The organism is Sphaerochaeta globosa str. Buddy, assembly GCF_000190435.1.
In the GTDB taxonomy this organism is placed as follows: domain Bacteria; phylum Spirochaetota; class Spirochaetia; order Sphaerochaetales; family Sphaerochaetaceae; genus Sphaerochaeta; species Sphaerochaeta globosa.
The window spans coordinates 852,395-869,517 of the sequence record NC_015152.1; the positions used below are offsets into that span (position 1 = coordinate 852,395).

A 17,123-nucleotide genomic window follows, 5' to 3' on the forward strand; every position below is an offset into this window, starting at 1 on the left:
TATGCTGTTTGAAAACATAAAACTAGCCTTTAGTGCAATGCGCGGAAGCAAGATGCGCACCGCTCTCTCCTTGTTGGGCATTGTCATAGGTGTCGCCTCGGTGGTTGCCATCCTTACCATCGGTCAAAGTGCCTCCCAGAGTATTACCGAAAGTATTGCCGTCGGTGGTTTGGACATGATTACCGTCTATCCCTCCTATGGTCAACGTACTACCGGCACCTTCACCGAAGAGTTTTCTGATATGCTCATTCGGGATATTGAGGGAATTCAGACTGTCCTGCCCCAGAACAATAGCAATGCACAAGTCCGTTATGGGCAGGAGTCCATGAGTGCTTCGGTTGCCGGTGTTCTTTCCGACTATGGAACGGTACTGAAACTCGAATACGCCGACGGCTCGTTCTTCAGTGCTTTGGATAACATCAACCGCCGTCAGGTTGTGGTATTGGGATCGACAGTGGCAGAAACGCTGTTTCCCGATCAAGCGGCTGTAGGCCAGTATGTGAGTCTATTCCGAAACCAGGCTAAAAGTTATTTGGTTGTCGGGGTGCTTGAAGCCAAGGATGCAACCTTCAATCTCTCGTATGACAATACTGTATTCATTCCCTACAACACCTATGGTCAGCGATTCTCGCGAACCAGCGGGGTAGGAGCGTATGTAATCAAGGTAACGGATGGCTATGACACCATCGAGGTTTCCGACAGGGTTACGGCATATCTGGACGATATAGTCGGAACCGATGGGTACAACCTCTTCAGTCCGGCCTCGCTTGCTGAAATGGCCAATCAGATTACGGGAACCTTCAGTGCATTCCTGGCTGCCATTGCCGCGATCAGCCTCTTGGTTGGAGGTATCGGTATTATGAATATCATGCTTGTCTCCGTGGCGGAACGCACCAAGGAAATCGGCATCCGCAAGGCTATGGGAGCCAGTCCGAATGTTATTCGGGGCCAGTTTATTGTTGAAGCGCTTACCTTGACCATTCTCGGTGGTTTGCTTGGTGTTGCATTGGGCTCGCTGCTCAGCTTTGCGGTTACCAACCTCATGGATTGGTCGTTGCATTTATCCTACGCCTCGTTCATACTTGCAATGGGCTTTTCTATGTTTGTCGGTGTCTTTTTCGGGTGGTATCCAGCGATGAAAGCCTCCCGGCTTGACCCGATCGATGCCCTCAATTATGAATAGGATGCGCGGGGGATATTCGGTTGAACGCTAAACGAACTCGATGGATGATCGGCGATGCAAAGGAACCTTTCATCGTCATAACCAGTCTTGCATTCGCTTTTATCGTACTTATTGCACTCGTAATTTTCTTGACCACTGCCATTCTGGAGCGCGAGCAGCTGAGAATGCAGAGCGAGGCTGAACGCGCCTTCAATTCAGTATTTCTTGCGTTGCAGGATAGTACCACCAAAGCGCTTAAAACCATGCAGGATGAGAATATTTCAGGCATCGGCGTCTACAGCTCAATGGGCCGCAAGGTTCTCAGCCTAGGCAATGTCCCGATGACCATACCCCTCGACCGTTTCTCAACGTCACTCGATGCCCTGACCAAGAGCAATCCCAATACAGGCATTGCAACCTACAATCGTGAAACCGGGATGATCGAGTATATTCGTTTCAGTCGTTTGACAATCCTGCTCGACACCGGTGAATTAACGCTTACTGAAAGCGGACTCTTGCCCACCCCCATAGATTTTCCTGATGTATTGTACCTTCATTTCGATGGACAGCGGTATCACCATCGGCTCGTGGTGATACTGGTCATCGGCATTATTTCCACCTTCACCCTCATCAGCTTGTTTCTGCTGGTGCTCAGCATCTATCGAAACAACCGCAGGTACCGGGAAGCCTTGGCCAAGCAGGAAAGTCTGGTCAACCTGGGGCAGGCTGCCAGAACGTTGACACATGAGATCAAGAATCCACTCAGTGCCATCACCATCCAGCTTGCCTTGCTGAAGAAGACCCTTCCCAAGCAGTATACCAGTGACCTGGTGCTTATCGAACAGGAAGTGAATCGCCTCACGCAGCTCACCAACAAGGTCAGTGATTTTTTGCGCAATCCGCTGGGAACCCCGGTAGCGGTAGACCTTACGGAGTTGTTTACCGCTCTGATCAAGTGCTTTGACAAACCGATTCGTTTTATCAGCACGCAACGCGTACAGATTGTGATAGATGGAGACCGTGCTCGTTCCATTTTTGAAAACTTGCTCAAGAATGCTGTGGAGAGCAGCACAGAGCGGGATCCCGAGGTGGAAGTACGAATCACTACCGATAAGAAAAACTTTGTGCATGTTTTTGTCATGGACAGGGGGGAGGGTATCCGTCTCGGCGATGCAAAGAAGATTTTTGATCCCTTCTTTACAACGAAAATTCATGGTTCGGGCATTGGCCTTTCCATAAGCCGTCAATTTGTAAAAGCCCGGGGCGGCAATATTCGTTTGTATGCTCGTGAAGGAGGAGGGACGGTGGCTGAGGTAATTCTTCCACAGTCCATCCATCCGGTGAAATTGGTCGAAGAGGAAGAGAAATGAAGATACTGATCGTCGATGATGAACCAAATATCCGCGACCTTATGCATCGCTATCTGAGTCTGGACGGCATTGACAGCGACTGTGCCGAGAATGGCCTGTCCGCTCAGCGTATGCTCTCAGAGGTTGCTTACGATGCATGCCTTGTTGATTTGAAAATGCCCGGCATGGATGGTCTTTCACTGATCAGCTGGGTTCGCAGCGAAGGCTTTCGCATGCCGATTATTATGATCAGCGCCCATGGAGAGATCAGCGATGCAGTCTCTGCTCTGAAAGAGGGTGCACAAGATTACATTGTGAAGCCTTTCGATCCTGAGGAGTTGGTCATCCGTCTTAAGAAACTGGTGGAGGCCCAGCACCTGCGTAACTTGGTGGAGAGTGAAACACGGAACAACAGCGAAGAAGACAAGCAGATTTTTGTCGGTGAGAGTGCTTCGATCAAGCGTATCAAGGATGTTATCAACAAGATTTCCGATACCAATTCCACCGTTCTCATCACCGGGGAAAGTGGAACCGGAAAAGAGGTGGTAGCTCGTGAGATCCATGCCTCAAGTCCCGTGAAGGAAGGTCCTTTTGTTGCCATCAATATTGGCGGGGTTCCTGAGAACCTGCTCGAAAGTGAGCTCTTTGGCTATGAGAAAGGGGCTTTTACGGGGGCGGTCTCACGCAAAACCGGTATGTTTGAGCTGGCCAGCGGAGGAACTCTTTTTCTCGATGAGATTGGCGATATGCCGCTTTCGTTGCAGGTGAAGATCCTACGCGTGCTGCAGGATCGAAAAATTACCAGACTCGGCGGTACGGCAGCCATGCCGATCAATGCCCGCATCATTGCTGCAACGAACAAGGATTTGGAACAGCGCGTGCGCGAAGGAATTTTCCGTGAGGACCTGTTCTACCGCCTCAATGTGGTACGCATCGTCATTCCCCCGCTGCGTGAACGCAGGGAAGATATTCCTTTGTTGGCTGCCGGAATCCTTAAGCGGTTCAATCGACAGATGGGACACAAGGTTACCGGATTCTCAGCAGACGCCTTGGCCCTGCTATGCAGTCATGAGTTCTACGGCAACGTACGGGAACTTGAGAATATTTTGGAACGGGCGGTTATTTTCACCAGTGGTGATGAAATTCAAAGCGATGACCTCGATTTGCGCGGGTCCGTCTCGTTGCATACCCTGTCAAAGGATGAGCCGAAGATTTCCGATGCCGAGGCAAAGAGCTTGAAAGATGTGGAGATTGATGCCATCATCCGGGCCCTGCACCGTTGGGAGGGAAACCGTACCCGGGCTGCCGAGGAATTGGGCATCAGTCGGCGTACCCTCATCAACAAAATCGCTGAATATGATCTGAATCTCTAGAAGGAGCATGGAATGACAACGTTACCTGCATGGGACCTGACTCCCATTTATCCTAGCTGTGACAGCAAGGAGTTTTCGTGTGACCTTGAAACCGTTGCAACCGAGTCAAAAGCCTTGGAAGTTAACCTGCAAGTTGTTGGAAGCGACCTGAAGCAATGCATCCAGCACTACGAGCTCGTGCTCGATTATATGGAAAACCTGCATGCCTACAGTTCTGCCTGTCTGACCACCGATACATCCAATCCATTGTATCTCAAGGCAATGAGCCAAGTGGAAGAGGTCTCCCTGGTTGTTCAGCATTTGGAGGTGCTCTTTCTCAATTACTTAGCCAAGAAACGGGAAGAAGTTGAGCTGCGAACGCGTGAAGGTGGAGACCTTGAAGCCTACCGCTTTCCTTTGCATGAGCTCTTGGAAGATCAAAAGCACCAAATGCCCCCTGAACTCGAAGATTTGGCCAGCGACCTTGCTCGCTCGGGAACAGATGCGTTCTCCCGGCAGCAGGAAGCCATGGGTTCGAGTATCCATACCCAATGGGATGAAAAGACGATTAAGACTGTGGTCCAACTCCGTAGTGAGGCTACCAATGCCGACCGCTCAATCCGGAAACGGGCCTTTGAAAAGGAACTGGCACTATGGAAGGCCTATGAAGTGCCGTTTGCAGCAGCGCTGAACGGGGTGAAAGGAACGACATTGACGCTGGATAAGATGCGTCTTTTTACTTCCCCTCTCGATCGTTCCTTATTCCAGTCACGCATAGACAGGCCTATACTCGATGCCTTGATCGCCACGTTGGAGGCTAGTCTTCCTCTCTTTCGCAAGTACCTGAAAAAGAAAGCAGAATTGCTTGGTCTTACCGGCTGTGCGTTTTATGACTTGTTTGCTCCGGTGGGAAAAAAGGGTAGTCACTTTACGTATGAAGAGGCACAAGAGTTCATCGTCAAACAATTCTCCGTGTTCTCAAAAGAAATGGGAGATTTTGCCGACCATGCCTTCAAGGCGCGTTGGATAGACGCCGAAAGCAGAAATGGGAAGGTTGGGGGAGCGTACGATACTTCGTTCCCCTTGGCCAAGCAAAGTCGGATACTCTCAAACTTTGACTATACCTATAGCGGAGTCTCGACGCTTGCTCATGAACTCGGCCATGCATGGCATGACTCAATCGTATTGCCGAAAAGCAATTTGCTGAGAACCTATCCCATGACCTTGGCCGAGACAGCTTCCATTTTCAGTGAATTCCTCGTGTTCCAGGGTGCCCTTGCGAACAGTACGGCAGACCAGAGATTGGCACTGGTGGAACAGTTTGTGCAAGATGCAACACAGGTTTGCGTCGATATCCTGAGCCGATATTATTTTGAATCTGAGGTTTTTACCAGACGCAATGAGGGTGACTTGTCTGCCGGTGAGCTCTGCTCGATCATGGAAGAGGCACAGAAGAAGACCTACGGCGACGGCTTGGTCGAGTACCATCCGTACATGTGGGCTGCAAAAGGCCACTACTACTCATCCGATTTCTCCTTCTACAACTATCCGTATGCTTTTGGACAGCTTTTTGCCTTGGGTTTATACGAAAAGAGCAGGCATGCCGGCTCCTCGTTCCCTGAACAGTACAAGACACTGCTCTCGGCCACCGGCAGCCTTAGCGCACGGGAAGTAGCCTCCTTGATGGATATCGACCTTGCCGACCGGAAATTCTGGCAGCAAGGAATGGACGTAATCGCTTCCTATATTGGAGAGTTGTGTGATGCACCTGTGCATTGAAAAACTAATCAGCGGTGGAGAAGGTCTTGCCATCGGGGATGATGGCAAGAAGGTTTTTGTCGCTGAGACGCTGCCGGGAGAAGAGGTCGAGGCCTCCATTGTCCAGAAGAAGGGCGGTTACAATATTGCCACTGTCGATTCACTGCTTAAGGCAAGCGAGCATCGCATCCAGCCACCTTGTCCATACTGGGGTGTCTGCGGCGGCTGTGACTTCCAATATGCCGATGCCCCCTATCAGGCTGCTTGCAAGGAAGCAATCGTTTTGGACAATCTGAGTCGATTGGGCGGTCTGCAAAGGGATGCCTTTTCCGTTGAACCTAGTGTGACCGGACCCGCTTGGAACTACCGAAACCGGGTACGCTTTCATGTGGATCTGACTCATAAAACCGTTGGGTTTCTACGTCGAAAGTCCTCAGATCTGGTGCGCATCGAAAGCTGTCCCATCCTTACCGGGCGGCTCAATGCCTTGCTTTCAGATCCCAAACCCTTGTTTGAAGCAGCTCGAAGGCTGATGTTTGCAAACCACGGGGGCAAAACCGATTACCTGGAAGTTCCTGCCTTCGCCTCCGAGGACGAGATTTCCCTCTTGGACAAGGAAATATCCATCACGGTGGGAAGCAAGCGTTTCTTTGTGACCAGTGAGGTGTTCTTCCAGTCGAATCACTTTCTCACAGCCTCCCTCGGTGACTATGTAGCAAGCCAAGCCATAGGTCAGACTGTCATGGATCTGTATAGCGGAGTGGGAACGTTCAGCGCTTTTCTTGCACAGCCGCTCAGACGCCTCATTGCAGTAGAAAAGCAGAAACAGTGCATTGCACTGGCAAAGAAACACCTTACGGGGTGTGAGTTTTTCACCGATGCAGTAGAATTGTGGGCAAAGCGACAGGCCATTGCGGTGGATACCGTTGTTGTGGATCCTCCTCGTACCGGATTGGAAGAAACAGTCCCGTCCCTGATTGCGTCCTGGGCTCCGAAACGGGTCATCTATGTGTCCTGCAACAGTGTTACGCTGGCTCGAGACTTGCAACGGTTTGCCTCTGAGGGCTACACTACCACTACGGTCAAGATGTTTGACCTCTACCCCCAAACCTTCCACCATGAGGTGGTGGTAGTCCTCGACCGCAGGGAGAACTGAGAATGAAAGACGGGTTTATCAAGTGTGCTGTTGCCTCCGCTCGTGTCAAAATTGCCGATTGCCATTTCAATACCCAATCGGTGATACAGCTCATGCACCAGGCACAGCAGAAGCAGGTGCGCCTGCTTGTTCTTCCCGAATTGGTTACCAGCGCTTATACTTGTGCAGACCTATTCCTGCAGAAAACCTTGCAAGAGGGCTGTCTTGAAGCAATAGAGGCAATTGTCAACGAGAGTAAAAAGTTGGATGTCCTCTTGGTATTCGGTTCTCTTTTGGTTGTGGAGGGAAATCTCTACAACTGCGCAGTCGTTGTTCACAGCGGTGTAATTCTGGGGATTGTACCCAAGCAACATCTGCCCAATTATCAGGAATTCTATGAGAAGCGGTGGTTCTGCACACCAGAGGATGCAAATCGCGAAATTACCCTTCTTGGGCAGTCTACGTGGTTTGGTACCCGTTTGCTTTTCCAAAACAAAGAAATCCGTGAATTTATTTTGGCTTGCGAAATTTGTGAGGATTTGTGGGTTCCCAATTCGCCCAGTATTGGGCATGCACTAGCCGGTGCTACGGTCATTACCAACTGCTCGGCAAGCGATGAGCTGGTAGGCAAAGAGGAGTATCGCCGCAATCTGATTGCCATGCAGAGTGCGAAACTTGTATGTGCGTATGTATACAGCGATGCAGGTCAAGGAGAATCCTCAACGGATTTGGTGTTCACCCCTCACAACCTTATCTATGAGAACGGCTTGCCGCTTGCTTCTGCGTTTGGTATTTCCGATACGCTTGTAAGTACGGAAATCGATGTGCAAAAGCTTGCCTTGGAACGCATCAGGATGCAGACCTTCAAACCGGATCGAAAGGCTTACCAAACGATTTCCTTCTCGTGGAAGGTAGCCGCTTGTGATCTGACCCGTCCTATCGACAAGGCTCCCTTTGTTCCCTCTGATGAAGCAAATCGCAGCGAGCGCTGTGAGAAGATTCTCATGCTGCAGGCCCTCGGCCTGAAACAGCGGTTGGAACAGACCCATATTCAATCGGTAGTGGTGGGGCTTTCCGGTGGTCTTGATTCGACCTTGGCTTTATTGGTCTGTGTCAGGGCTTTCGACCTGTTGGGTTTGGATCGCTCAAACATTACAGCCGTGACCATGCCCGGGTTCGGAACAACCAAACGTACCAAAGGCAATGCGGTCAAGCTTGCCAATGCACTGGGTGTTGCACTGCGAACCATCTCGATTGCCAAGGCGGTCGGGCAACACTTCAAGGACATCGGCCATGATTCAGCTGTGTTGGATGTCACCTATGAAAACAGTCAAGCACGAGAGCGGACCCAAGTATTGATGGACTTAGCCAACAAGCTCAATGCCTTGGTGGTGGGAACCGGCGACCTTTCCGAGCTTGCCTTGGGATGGGCGACCTATAATGGCGATCACATGTCAATGTACGGGGTGAACGCCTCCGTTCCCAAAACGTTGGTCCGCCACCTCGTCAAGCATGTAGCTTCAAAAAGCGAGCAAACCCTGAAGAAGGTGTTGCTCGATGTTGTTGCAACTCCGGTAAGCCCTGAATTGCTGCCAGCCAACAGCGATGGAACGATTAAGCAGGTTACCGAAGATATTGTCGGACCCTATGAGTTGCATGATTTCTTCCTCTACCAGATAGTCCGATGGGGCTTTGGGCCGTCTAAAGTCTATCGCTTGGCCTGTATTGCCTTTGCCGAGGAGTATGAGGACTCTTTTATTCTGGTTTGGCTCAAAACATTCTATAGACGATTTTTCAATCAGCAGTTCAAGCGTTCGTGCATGCCGGACGGACCAAAGATCGGTTCTCTTTCCCTCTCTCCCCGAGGGGATTGGCGTATGCCCAGCGATGCTTCATATGCTCTTTGGAAGCAAGAACTTGATCTATTGTGAAGTCATAGCAAAGTCGTACGAGAATTCAACAAAAAATTTACACCTCATTTGTAGTAACATCTCTCCCGGCGCTGTTATAGAGATGAGGAGTAATTACACTACATGCGAAACAAGTCTCTGATCTTACTGGTCATCCTATGTCTGTTGCTGCCTGCCGCTGTTGGCGCGAGGAGCTTGTTGAATGTAAGCCTTGGATTCGGAGCTGCCTATTCACCCGATGAAACAACAGAGTTTTCTTTGGGAATGCAGAATCCGGACAATTGGTTGTTTGGTGGAGAACTCAGCGCCAGATTGGCGTTTCTCCAGGCTCAGGCAATGATATTTCCGATTGAGTGCGGTGAACGTGAAACGGGCGTTTTAATGATTGGAATGGGCTCGTTGAGCCTGCCGGTTGTTGGCTCCTTGATCGCTCTTGAGTTGGGTGGCGGAGTGGGGGTTACCTACATTCCTTCCAACGATTCCGACTCCAAAGCCTACTATGCGCTCCCTGGTGGGAACATGGCTGATGCAGAGGATAAAACGTTTAGTGAAGCTGTATGGGACAGTCCCGTATACCTGCAAGCAGGATTGGGAACCGAAATTGGTCCTATTGGAATTAAACTGAGGTACTTGATGGAAAGCAAGACTACCTTGGGTTCTGTGCTCACCCACGATGCATGGTGGGGGGCTTTTGATATTGAAAAGGGGACTCTCTCCCTTGCGTTGGCATTAAAAATGTTCTAGATTTAGAGCATAATCGCGAATATGACAGGAAAACTGGCAAAAAAGGGGTACAATATGAAGAGAAAATTCTTGGTAACGTTACTTGTTGTGTGTGTTTTGCTACCTGCAGCCCTGAGTGCTGCAATTGTTGATTTGAGTCTTGGAGCTACCGCCCAATACAATAGGACTCTCGGAGAAATTCAGGATGACATTGATGCGGACGTAATGGGTGACAAGCTTGGGGATTTCAAAAACTACACCATCGGTGCCGATGTACGCGTCAAGCTGCTCATTGCAGAAGTGGACGTAGTCGGGACTTTTGGAGAAAGAGTGGTTGGCAGCGATACCTACACCGAGATTTCCGCTTTGACCACTGCCGGCATCTCCTTGGATCTGCTCGGCTTTGCCCGCCTTGGTTTTGGCATGGGACCCCGCTATCAGGTATTGATTGACGAGAATGGGGAAGCCCAGATTCTTGACGATACCGGTACTGGTGTTACTTCATGGGAAAATTTTGGTGAAACATTCATCAACTCCCCGGTTGCCTATCGTGCAACGGTCGATTTCAACCTTGGCAGTCTCATGCTCGGTTTGAACTACACCCTCGACACCCAGTATACCTTCAAGAACTATCAGGAAGTGGACAAGCTGTTCAAGTCCGATACCAATGGCGGCAAGTTTGGTGTATCACTTCTCTTCTCCCTTTTCTAAACTTTCATGACAATTCCCTCAGGCCCGGAGAAATCCGGGCCTGAGTTGCTTTTCGCCATTGCGCAAGTATGGTACATTTGCCTAGAGGAGTCGAACATGGCCAAGAAAGGTTTCTTTCATGCATTCCTGTCATCCATTGCAGTTGCAATACTCTCGTTTTTTATTATGTACTTCTTTATTCCCAGTATGAGCATGCAATTTCTCGGGGTGAGTTTTGCTTTGCGTAAAGGTTCAGTGAACGCCCAGGTCCTTACGGCTTTGGAGTCGGTGAAGGTTAATCCTGAGTTTACCCAGGAAGCCTTTGATAGGCTTCAGACGCTTCTTTCCAGTCCTGAAGTGCAGCAGCGGCTCAAGGATGCAGCAAAACAGGGACAGCAGTCTCTTGAGGATGCAGTGAAGAACGTAGCGGATATGGCAAAATGAGCCAATTGGAAGTTACCTTTCTCGGTACCGGAACCAGCCATGGCATCCCTGTCATTGGTTGTTCCTGCCCGGTTTGCACCTCTACCGATCCCCGCGACTCACGCTACCGTGCCAGTATTTTGCTTCATCAGGACGAAAGCACCATTCTGGTGGACACTTCGCCAGAGTTTAGGTTGCAGGCCTTGAGAGCCGGCATCAAGGGCCTGGATGCAGTGCTTTACACCCATGACCACGCCGATCATTTCAACGGCATCGATGACCTCAGGGTATTCTGCAAGGATCGATGCCTGCCGGTATACTGCAAGGAGGATGTAGCCCAAGCTATCCAAAGCCGATTCAGTTATGTACTCCATGGAGAAGACATTGCCGGAGGAATCCCCCATTTGGAATTGAAGATTCTCAAAGCGTATGAGCCGGTCCAAATCGGTTCATGCACTGTTCTTCCCATCCCCATCCTGCATGGGAAGCGGGAAATATTTGCCTTTCGTATAGGCTCGTTTGCCTATGCCACCGACTGCAGTGAGGTTCCTATACAAAGTCTCCCGTATTTCGAGGGATTGGACACCTTGGTTGTAGGAGCCTTGCGGTATTGGCCCCATCCCACCCATTACAGTGTGTTTGAAGCAACTGCCTTTGCACGCAAGGTTGGAGCCAAGCGGGTGTATTTCACCCATTTAAGTCATGGTCTGAGTCATATGACTCTGTCTAGTGAGCTGCCACCAGGGTATCTGGTAGCCTATGATATGCTACATATAGCAGTAGGGAACTAACTATGGATGAATTGTTTTCAAATCAGGATTTTGACCAGGAGAAACTTGCCTCCGAAGCCAAGGATCGGGTATTGTCCGTACCTCCCAAACCGCAGGAACCGAAGGTCGTCCCTCCCACGAAACTCAGCAGCCAGAAAAAGCTATACATCATTGACGGCTATAGCTTGATCTATCGTTCGTTTTTCGGCTTTTTCGCCAACCCCATCCGTGATACCCAAGGCAATAATGTATCGGCTGTCTATGGATTCTTTTCCACCTTGCTCAAGTTGATCCGCGAGAATAATCCCGACTACTTGGTAGTCGCGCTGGACAGCATGGGTCCGACATTCCGCCATACCATGTATGAACCATATAAGGCCAATCGTGATGCAGCCCCTGAGGAACTGCACACACAGGTCCCTCTTATCCAGAACATTCTGACAGCCTTGAAGGTTCCCACCATAGCCATGCCGGGCTTCGAGGCCGACGATATCATTGCAACCCTCAGTGAGGAGGCTACCCGCCATCAGATAGACACCATCATGTTCACCGGAGACAAGGATCTTCTGCAGCTGGTTGATGAACATACCTTTGCCCTTCGCCCGGCAAAGAAGAATGAGAAGTTTTATCGCCTCATGGGATGTAAGGAAGTTGAGGAGGAGTACGGGATAAAGCCGTCTCAGATTGTTGATTATCTATCCTTGCTTGGAGACTCTTCGGACAATGTGCCCGGTGTGAAGGGAATTGGTGAGAAGGGTGCGGCAAAGCTGTTGCAACAGTTCGGCTCGTTGGAGGGTATCTATTCCAACCTCAAGCTCGTGGCACCGGGGCTGCAGAAAAAACTTGCAGAAGGTGTGGAAAACGCAAAGTTGAGCAAGCGTCTTGTTGAGTTGAAAAGGGATTTGTTCACCGTCGACACCTTCGATACCGAACAATACCTGGTAAGCGATGTGGACTACGATGCGGCAATTCCTTTGTTTCAGGAGATAGGAATGCGCAGCATCATCAAGGAGCTTGGAAGGGTTTCCTCTGGTGAGTCCTCCTCGCCGATTCCCGCAAAGGTTGAAGCCAAGAGCGAGACCAAACAGGCTGTTTACGAAGCTGTAACCGATGTAACGCAGATTAAGAACCTGTTTGAGCAGGCGATCAAGGCGGGGGGTGTCATGGCTTTCGACCTTGAGACCACCGGTTTGGATGAAATGCTTGCACAGGTGATCGGGTTCTCTTTCTGCTGGGAGGAAGGCAAATCCTACTATGTACCGCTTGTGCATGAGACTAAGGAGCTTGTAGACAGAGAACAGGTGCGTTCCCTGCTCGAGGAATATCTTGGCTCAGGCAGACTTTCATTGGTTGGGCAGAATATCAAGTACGACTACAAGGTGCTTCGCCAATGGGGAATCATGCCAAAGAATATCTATTTCGATACCATGGTGGCGGCCTGGCTTCTGGACAGTACTTCGGTTTTCAACATGGACTATCTCGCTGAGAAGTACTTGGATTACAAGACCGTACACTACACGGACATCGTGCCCAAGGACAAACTGTTATCCGACATTCCCCTCGAGCAGGCTGTCTTCTACGGAGCCGAGGATGCTGACGTTACCTTCCGGCTTTACAAGCTCTTTTCCGAATTGCTTGGTGCCCGTAATCTCCGTTCGTTGCTTGATGAGGTAGAAATGCCTCTGCTTGTAATCATCGCGAACATGGAACTTGCAGGAATTTATTTGGAACGCAAGCTCATCGAGCCGCTATCGGCGGAGTTCGAAGGGCGTATAGACGCAATAAGAAACCAGATTTTCGCCATCTGCGGTCACGCTTTCAACCTTAATTCGCCTCAGCAGTTGCAGGAGGTGCTCTTCGTAGAGCGGAACATCCCCACCGGGGCAAAGACCCGTTCCGGGTTTTCCACCTCCACCGATGTACTGGAACCCCTGAGGGATGACTATCCCGAGGTTGAGCTCATCCTGCAGTACCGGACGCTGAACAAGCTCAAGACTACCTATATAGACAAGCTGCCGCTGCAAATCAATGAGAAGACACATCGGATTCATCCTTCTTTTGCCCAGACCGGCACAGAAACAGGAAGGCTTTCCTGTAAGGATCCCAACTTGCAGAATATTCCGGTACGAACCGAGGAGGGTAGGCGTATTCGCTCCGCCTTCGTACCGCAGGCGGGACATGTGTTCCTCTCTGCCGACTACTCCCAGATTGAGTTGGTTGTTCTGGCCCATATGGCCGATGACCCAGGCCTGAAAGGAGCATTCGCCGCCGGTATCGATGTACACAGCTCCACTGCCAGCCTCATTTTCGATGTTCCTCTTGATCAGGTCACCCCCGTGCAACGCAGAATCGCCAAGACAATCAATTTCGGGGTTATGTACGGCATGGGAACCCATAGTCTGGCGATGGACCTGAAAATTCCCCACTCCGAGGCGAAACAGTTCATCGACCAGTACTTTGAGCGGTACAGCTCCGTACGTTCGTTTGTGGAAGCGACCAAGACTATGTCCCAGCAAGTCGGCTCGGTTTCGACATTGCTCGGTCATGTGAGGACCATCACTGAGATCAACAGCCGAAGTGCCGTTGAACGGGCTAAAGCCGAACGCATTGCTGTCAATACCGTCATCCAAGGAAGTGCAGCCGATATTGTGAAGCTTGCCATGCTTCGTGTTGATTCCCTGCTGAAGCAGAAAAAGCTGGGAGCACGGTTGTTGTTGCAGATTCATGATGAACTTATCTTTGAGGTTCCAGAAGCGGAAATTGAAGAAACGAAAGCCGTTGTCAAAGAGGCTTTGGAACATGCAGTCAAACTCAGTGTTCCTCTGCGTACGAGCATTGAGGTAGGCAGCAACTGGGGAGATATCCACTGATGTTGGTAATTGGAATCACAGGGAAAGCCTGTGCGGGAAAGAACGTCTATGCCTCGGTTTTCGCATCGTTTGGGTATCCTGTGGTGGATGTTGATACCTTAGGCCATGCTGTGCTCACAGAAAGCAAGGCAGAGCTTGTCGAAACCTTTGGAACTGGTATTCTGACCGAACAATCCATCGACCGAAAAAAGCTGGGTTCCTTGGTGTTCTCAGACCCCCAAAAACTTACACTTCTGGAAGGAATTACCCATCCAAGGATGATTGAGTCCTGTAAGCGTTTGATACAAGAGGCGAGATTGCAAGGCAAGGCGGCCATTATTCTAAATGCAGCGCTTCTGACCCGAATGGGCTTGGATGCGCTTTGCGATCATATCGTGTTCATACAAGCTCCCTTTTTGGTCCGGTATCTTCGTGCCAAAAAACGGGAGCGACTTTCTTGGAAGCGATTTCTTGCGCGCGACCGTGCCCAAAAGGACATAGAAGTAGTTGCTATGGCCAAGAAAAAGCCGGTGAAGGTACTGCACAATAACCGCTCACGGACGGTAATTCATCGACAAGTCGCAACCTATTGTGCTACGATAGGGTTATCGATTTCATCATTGGGGTGAAATCGTGGCAATATGAGGGTTTGAAATGAGTAAAGCGGTTCGGATCAATGTACTGGTCATCACGGTTGTGGTGACATTGTTTGTATTCTTAGGACTGTGGTTCATGCGTCCCGGTGTACCCAATGAAATCCTGGAACAAGCTAGGCAGCGCCAGACCGTACCCTTGATGGAAGTCCAGCCTCCCGTTAAGAAGCCTGCTGTGCAAGAGGTTTCTAACACCCAAGCGTTGGCTAAGGAACTGCTTCCCACCCTCAAGCAGGAACTCGAAGGTTCCTTGACTGCTTCCATTCGTTCCCAGCTCCTGTCCGACCAAGCTTTGGTCGATCAATTGTCAAAGTCAGTGGAAGGTTTGCTTACTGCTAGTCTGCAAACACAGCTTGAAGCTTCACTCTCCTCTTTCCGTCTGGAAATGCAAAGCGCAACGATGTCTGAATTGCAGGCTCTCAATGATCGTTTGCAAACAGAAGCGATTGCCTATGGGTCTAAAATCCAATCCGATGTATCCCAACAACTTGGTACTAACAAGGCTGAATTGCTGGGCCTGTTGCCGCAACTCGTCGATGCCAAGATTCCTCAGGTGGTCGAGCAGGTCGTCGCCCAGTTGGAAGCAAACAAGGACAGCTATCTGGCAATAATGCGGGAGAGCCTAACTCCTTCCTTGCAGGAAGCAGATTTGCTCGCTCTTTACGACTCATATCGGGATCAGATTGTTCTAGATTTGGTGCCACAGTTGCTTGATGGTATTGAAGAGACTGTCAAGACGGAAGTAGATGCCTATGTCTCAGCCATGCCCTTGGTTCGGGTTCCGGCTGCTCCCACCGTAAGTAGTCCATCGGTGAAAGTGGTTGCTGAACCTGAACCTATGCCTATAGAAGTAGTTGTAGCCCAACCTTCTGTGATACAAGCAGAACCTGTTGAACCTGTAGCAGTCCCGGCTCAGCCCATGGTTGTCCAGCCAAAGACAGAGCCTGTCGCAGTTACCGCTCTGCCGGTAGCCGAACCCACATCACCCCTTGCTCCAATGGTTCCCAAGACTATCCAGCCGGTTGTCAAAGTGGAGGCTCCTCCGGTTCCCAAACAAGGTCAACCGGTTATCACCGTTCCGACCTTTGAGGAAAAGACAACCGTGGTTTTCTTGGAGCCTGAGGAATACGAACTCAAACGTCAGGAAATAAGGACCAAGGCTATTGAGGACGTCCTGAAGCGGATTGCTCCCTGACGTCGGGATACGTCCGAATCTCCCCCTCTACGGTCCTGAAGGACCAAAGCCCGCAGCCGGACTGTTCAGAAAGGTATCCTTGCATCAAGGGTACCTTTCCTCCTCCTTGGGGCAAGTCGATGGCATACAGCGGCATGGCCAGGCCGCTGAGGCGCTTTCTGAGCTCCGCCTCGATCGCCAAGCCCTCTTTGAGTGGTACGCGAAAGTGTGCAGTTCCCGATACCAGATCGCCCTGGAAAAGATAATACGGCTTGATGCGGTTGAATACCAAGGTATTGCAGAGTTCTTCGAGGACACAGACGTCGTCATTCACCCCTTTAAGAAGAACGGTTTGGTTCATGGCCGGAATACCTGCATCCACAAACATACGTACCGCTTGAATTGCTTGCTCCGTCAACTCCCGTCGGTGGTTGAATTGGGTCATCAGATAAAAAGGTGCGGTGTTGAATTGCTTGAGCATGGCGATCAAGTCGGCATCGATGCGCATAGGATAGGAGGCAGGCATTCTGGAGCAAAGGCGGATTACCAAATCCGGCCGCTTGTCCCGAAATGTTTGTATCATCGCTTCGAGGGCTTTGGTGGATAGGGTGAATACATCACCGCCGGTGAACAGGATTTCTTTGACTGCTGGATGCACGGCAACATATTCTGCCGCTTTCTCAATCTGTTCCTTGGAAGCAGGTCCTTGGAAGGTTCCTGTAAAGCGCCTTCGGAAACAGTGTCGGCAATAGAGGGGGCAGACATCAGTGGTCAAAAAGGCGACTCTGCTCTGATAGCGGTGTATGAGGCGCTCGGTGACGCTGTAGTTGACCTCGCATAACGGGTCGAGTTGCTCCTCATCAAGAATCCGCTGTTCCTGCCACCTCGGAACAACTTGACGGCGTATGGGATCGTCGGGGTCGTTCGGATCGATGAGATTCAGAAAGTACATGGGAATTTTCAAGGGTAGGGTGTTTGTAAGATCCGCGTCAAACAACCATTCATCCTCGGCGAGCGCAAGGTATTGGCCCAGCGTTTCTTTGGATGTGATGATGGTTGATTGTTGTTGTGTAAGCATGAGGATTGTGTACCCTAAAGTCTGAATTTCGTCCAGTACATGGTGCAATCCTTATCGCATTGTCTCGGTTTCATGGTACACTAAGACCAACTGCACG

The 17,123-nt window shown here is 50.4% G+C and carries 14 protein-coding genes; 13 read left to right on the forward strand and 1 reads right to left on the reverse strand.

Annotation, left to right across the window (positions count from 1 at the left end; all coding sequences use genetic code 11):
- The first annotated feature begins 1 nt into the window (after position 1).
- The 13 genes from SPIBUDDY_RS04040 (at position 2) to SPIBUDDY_RS04100 (ending at position 15,969) form a co-directional block, all read left to right on the forward strand.
- A complete protein-coding gene (locus tag SPIBUDDY_RS04040; protein ID WP_013606485.1) occupies positions 2–1,183 on the forward strand; it encodes an ABC transporter permease in 1,182 nt (393 codons plus the stop codon).
- A gap of 20 nt (positions 1,184–1,203) precedes the next feature.
- Positions 1,204–2,532: a sensor histidine kinase gene (locus SPIBUDDY_RS04045; protein WP_155816049.1), complete on the forward strand. Its 1,329-nt coding sequence runs from the start codon at positions 1,204–1,206 to the stop codon at positions 2,530–2,532.
- Positions 2,529–3,884 (forward strand): sigma-54-dependent transcriptional regulator, encoded by a 1,356-nt coding sequence (locus SPIBUDDY_RS04050; protein WP_013606487.1) that lies wholly within the window; start codon positions 2,529–2,531, stop codon positions 3,882–3,884. The genes SPIBUDDY_RS04045 and SPIBUDDY_RS04050 overlap by 4 nt, the downstream gene beginning before the upstream one ends.
- A 12-nt stretch (positions 3,885–3,896) precedes the next feature.
- Positions 3,897–5,642: a M3 family oligoendopeptidase gene (locus tag SPIBUDDY_RS04055; protein WP_013606488.1), complete on the forward strand. Its 1,746-nt coding sequence runs from the start codon at positions 3,897–3,899 to the stop codon at positions 5,640–5,642.
- Positions 5,626–6,777 (forward strand): class I SAM-dependent RNA methyltransferase, encoded by a 1,152-nt coding sequence (locus SPIBUDDY_RS04060; protein WP_013606489.1) that lies wholly within the window; start codon positions 5,626–5,628, stop codon positions 6,775–6,777. The genes SPIBUDDY_RS04055 and SPIBUDDY_RS04060 overlap by 17 nt, the downstream gene beginning before the upstream one ends.
- A 2-nt stretch (positions 6,778–6,779) precedes the next feature.
- Positions 6,780–8,687: an NAD(+) synthase gene (locus SPIBUDDY_RS04065; RefSeq protein ID WP_013606490.1), complete on the forward strand. Its 1,908-nt coding sequence runs from the start codon at positions 6,780–6,782 to the stop codon at positions 8,685–8,687.
- Positions 8,688–8,789: 102 nt separating this feature from the next.
- Complete coding sequence (locus SPIBUDDY_RS04070; protein WP_013606491.1) at positions 8,790–9,410, forward strand: hypothetical protein; 621 nt, start codon at positions 8,790–8,792, stop codon at positions 9,408–9,410.
- Positions 9,411–9,464: 54 nt separating this feature from the next.
- Positions 9,465–10,100, forward strand: coding sequence for a hypothetical protein (locus tag SPIBUDDY_RS04075; protein ID WP_155816050.1), 636 nt, complete (start codon positions 9,465–9,467; stop codon positions 10,098–10,100).
- 96 nt (positions 10,101–10,196) lie between these two features.
- Positions 10,197–10,523 (forward strand): hypothetical protein, encoded by a 327-nt coding sequence (locus SPIBUDDY_RS04080; RefSeq protein WP_013606493.1) that lies wholly within the window; start codon positions 10,197–10,199, stop codon positions 10,521–10,523.
- On the forward strand, positions 10,520–11,293 hold the full coding sequence (locus SPIBUDDY_RS04085; protein WP_013606494.1) for an MBL fold metallo-hydrolase: 774 nt from the start codon (positions 10,520–10,522) through the stop codon (positions 11,291–11,293). Before SPIBUDDY_RS04080 ends, SPIBUDDY_RS04085 begins: the two co-directional genes overlap by 4 nt.
- Positions 11,294–11,295: 2 nt before the next feature.
- Positions 11,296–14,142: a DNA polymerase I gene (gene polA / locus SPIBUDDY_RS04090; RefSeq protein WP_013606495.1), complete on the forward strand. Its 2,847-nt coding sequence runs from the start codon at positions 11,296–11,298 to the stop codon at positions 14,140–14,142.
- Positions 14,142–14,750, forward strand: a complete 609-nt coding sequence (coaE, locus tag SPIBUDDY_RS04095) for a dephospho-CoA kinase (RefSeq protein WP_013606496.1) — start codon at positions 14,142–14,144, stop codon at positions 14,748–14,750. Before polA ends, coaE begins: the two co-directional genes overlap by 1 nt.
- Before the next feature lie 25 nt (positions 14,751–14,775).
- The gene (locus SPIBUDDY_RS04100; RefSeq protein ID WP_013606497.1) at positions 14,776–15,969 is read left to right on the forward strand and encodes a hypothetical protein; all 1,194 of its coding nucleotides are present in this window, start codon (positions 14,776–14,778) and stop codon (positions 15,967–15,969) included.
- Here the strand turns inward: SPIBUDDY_RS04100 and SPIBUDDY_RS04105 are convergent.
- Positions 15,935–17,026 carry a KamA family radical SAM protein gene (locus SPIBUDDY_RS04105; RefSeq protein WP_013606498.1) on the reverse strand — a complete coding sequence of 364 codons (1,092 nt, stop codon included), beginning with the start codon at positions 17,024–17,026 and terminating at the stop codon, positions 15,935–15,937. The two genes, SPIBUDDY_RS04100 and SPIBUDDY_RS04105, sit on opposite strands and share 35 nt — an antisense overlap.
- Between the last annotated feature and the right edge of the window lie 97 nt (positions 17,027–17,123).

Excerpts from the sequence above, each read along its gene's own strand:
- polA (WP_013606495.1), top strand. The coding sequence starts at position 11,296 with ATGGATGAATTGTTTTCAAATCAGGATTTTGACCAGGAGAAACTTGCC.
- SPIBUDDY_RS04065 (WP_013606490.1), top strand. The coding sequence starts at position 6,780 with ATGAAAGACGGGTTTATCAAGTGTGCTGTTGCCTCCGCTCGTGTCAAA.
- SPIBUDDY_RS04060 (WP_013606489.1), top strand. The coding sequence starts at position 5,626 with ATGCACCTGTGCATTGAAAAACTAATCAGCGGTGGAGAAGGTCTTGCC.
- SPIBUDDY_RS04080 (WP_013606493.1), top strand. The coding sequence starts at position 10,197 with ATGGCCAAGAAAGGTTTCTTTCATGCATTCCTGTCATCCATTGCAGTT.
- SPIBUDDY_RS04075 (WP_155816050.1), top strand. The coding sequence starts at position 9,465 with ATGAAGAGAAAATTCTTGGTAACGTTACTTGTTGTGTGTGTTTTGCTA.
- coaE (WP_013606496.1), top strand. The coding sequence starts at position 14,142 with ATGTTGGTAATTGGAATCACAGGGAAAGCCTGTGCGGGAAAGAACGTC.
- SPIBUDDY_RS04100 (WP_013606497.1), top strand. The coding sequence starts at position 14,776 with ATGAGTAAAGCGGTTCGGATCAATGTACTGGTCATCACGGTTGTGGTG.
- SPIBUDDY_RS04085 (WP_013606494.1), top strand. The coding sequence starts at position 10,520 with ATGAGCCAATTGGAAGTTACCTTTCTCGGTACCGGAACCAGCCATGGC.
- SPIBUDDY_RS04070 (WP_013606491.1), top strand. The coding sequence starts at position 8,790 with ATGCGAAACAAGTCTCTGATCTTACTGGTCATCCTATGTCTGTTGCTG.
- SPIBUDDY_RS04105 (WP_013606498.1), bottom strand. The coding sequence starts at position 17,026 with ATGCTTACACAACAACAATCAACCATCATCACATCCAAAGAAACGCTG.
- SPIBUDDY_RS04055 (WP_013606488.1), top strand. The coding sequence starts at position 3,897 with ATGACAACGTTACCTGCATGGGACCTGACTCCCATTTATCCTAGCTGT.
- SPIBUDDY_RS04040 (WP_013606485.1), top strand. The coding sequence starts at position 2 with ATGCTGTTTGAAAACATAAAACTAGCCTTTAGTGCAATGCGCGGAAGC.
- SPIBUDDY_RS04050 (WP_013606487.1), top strand. The coding sequence starts at position 2,529 with ATGAAGATACTGATCGTCGATGATGAACCAAATATCCGCGACCTTATG.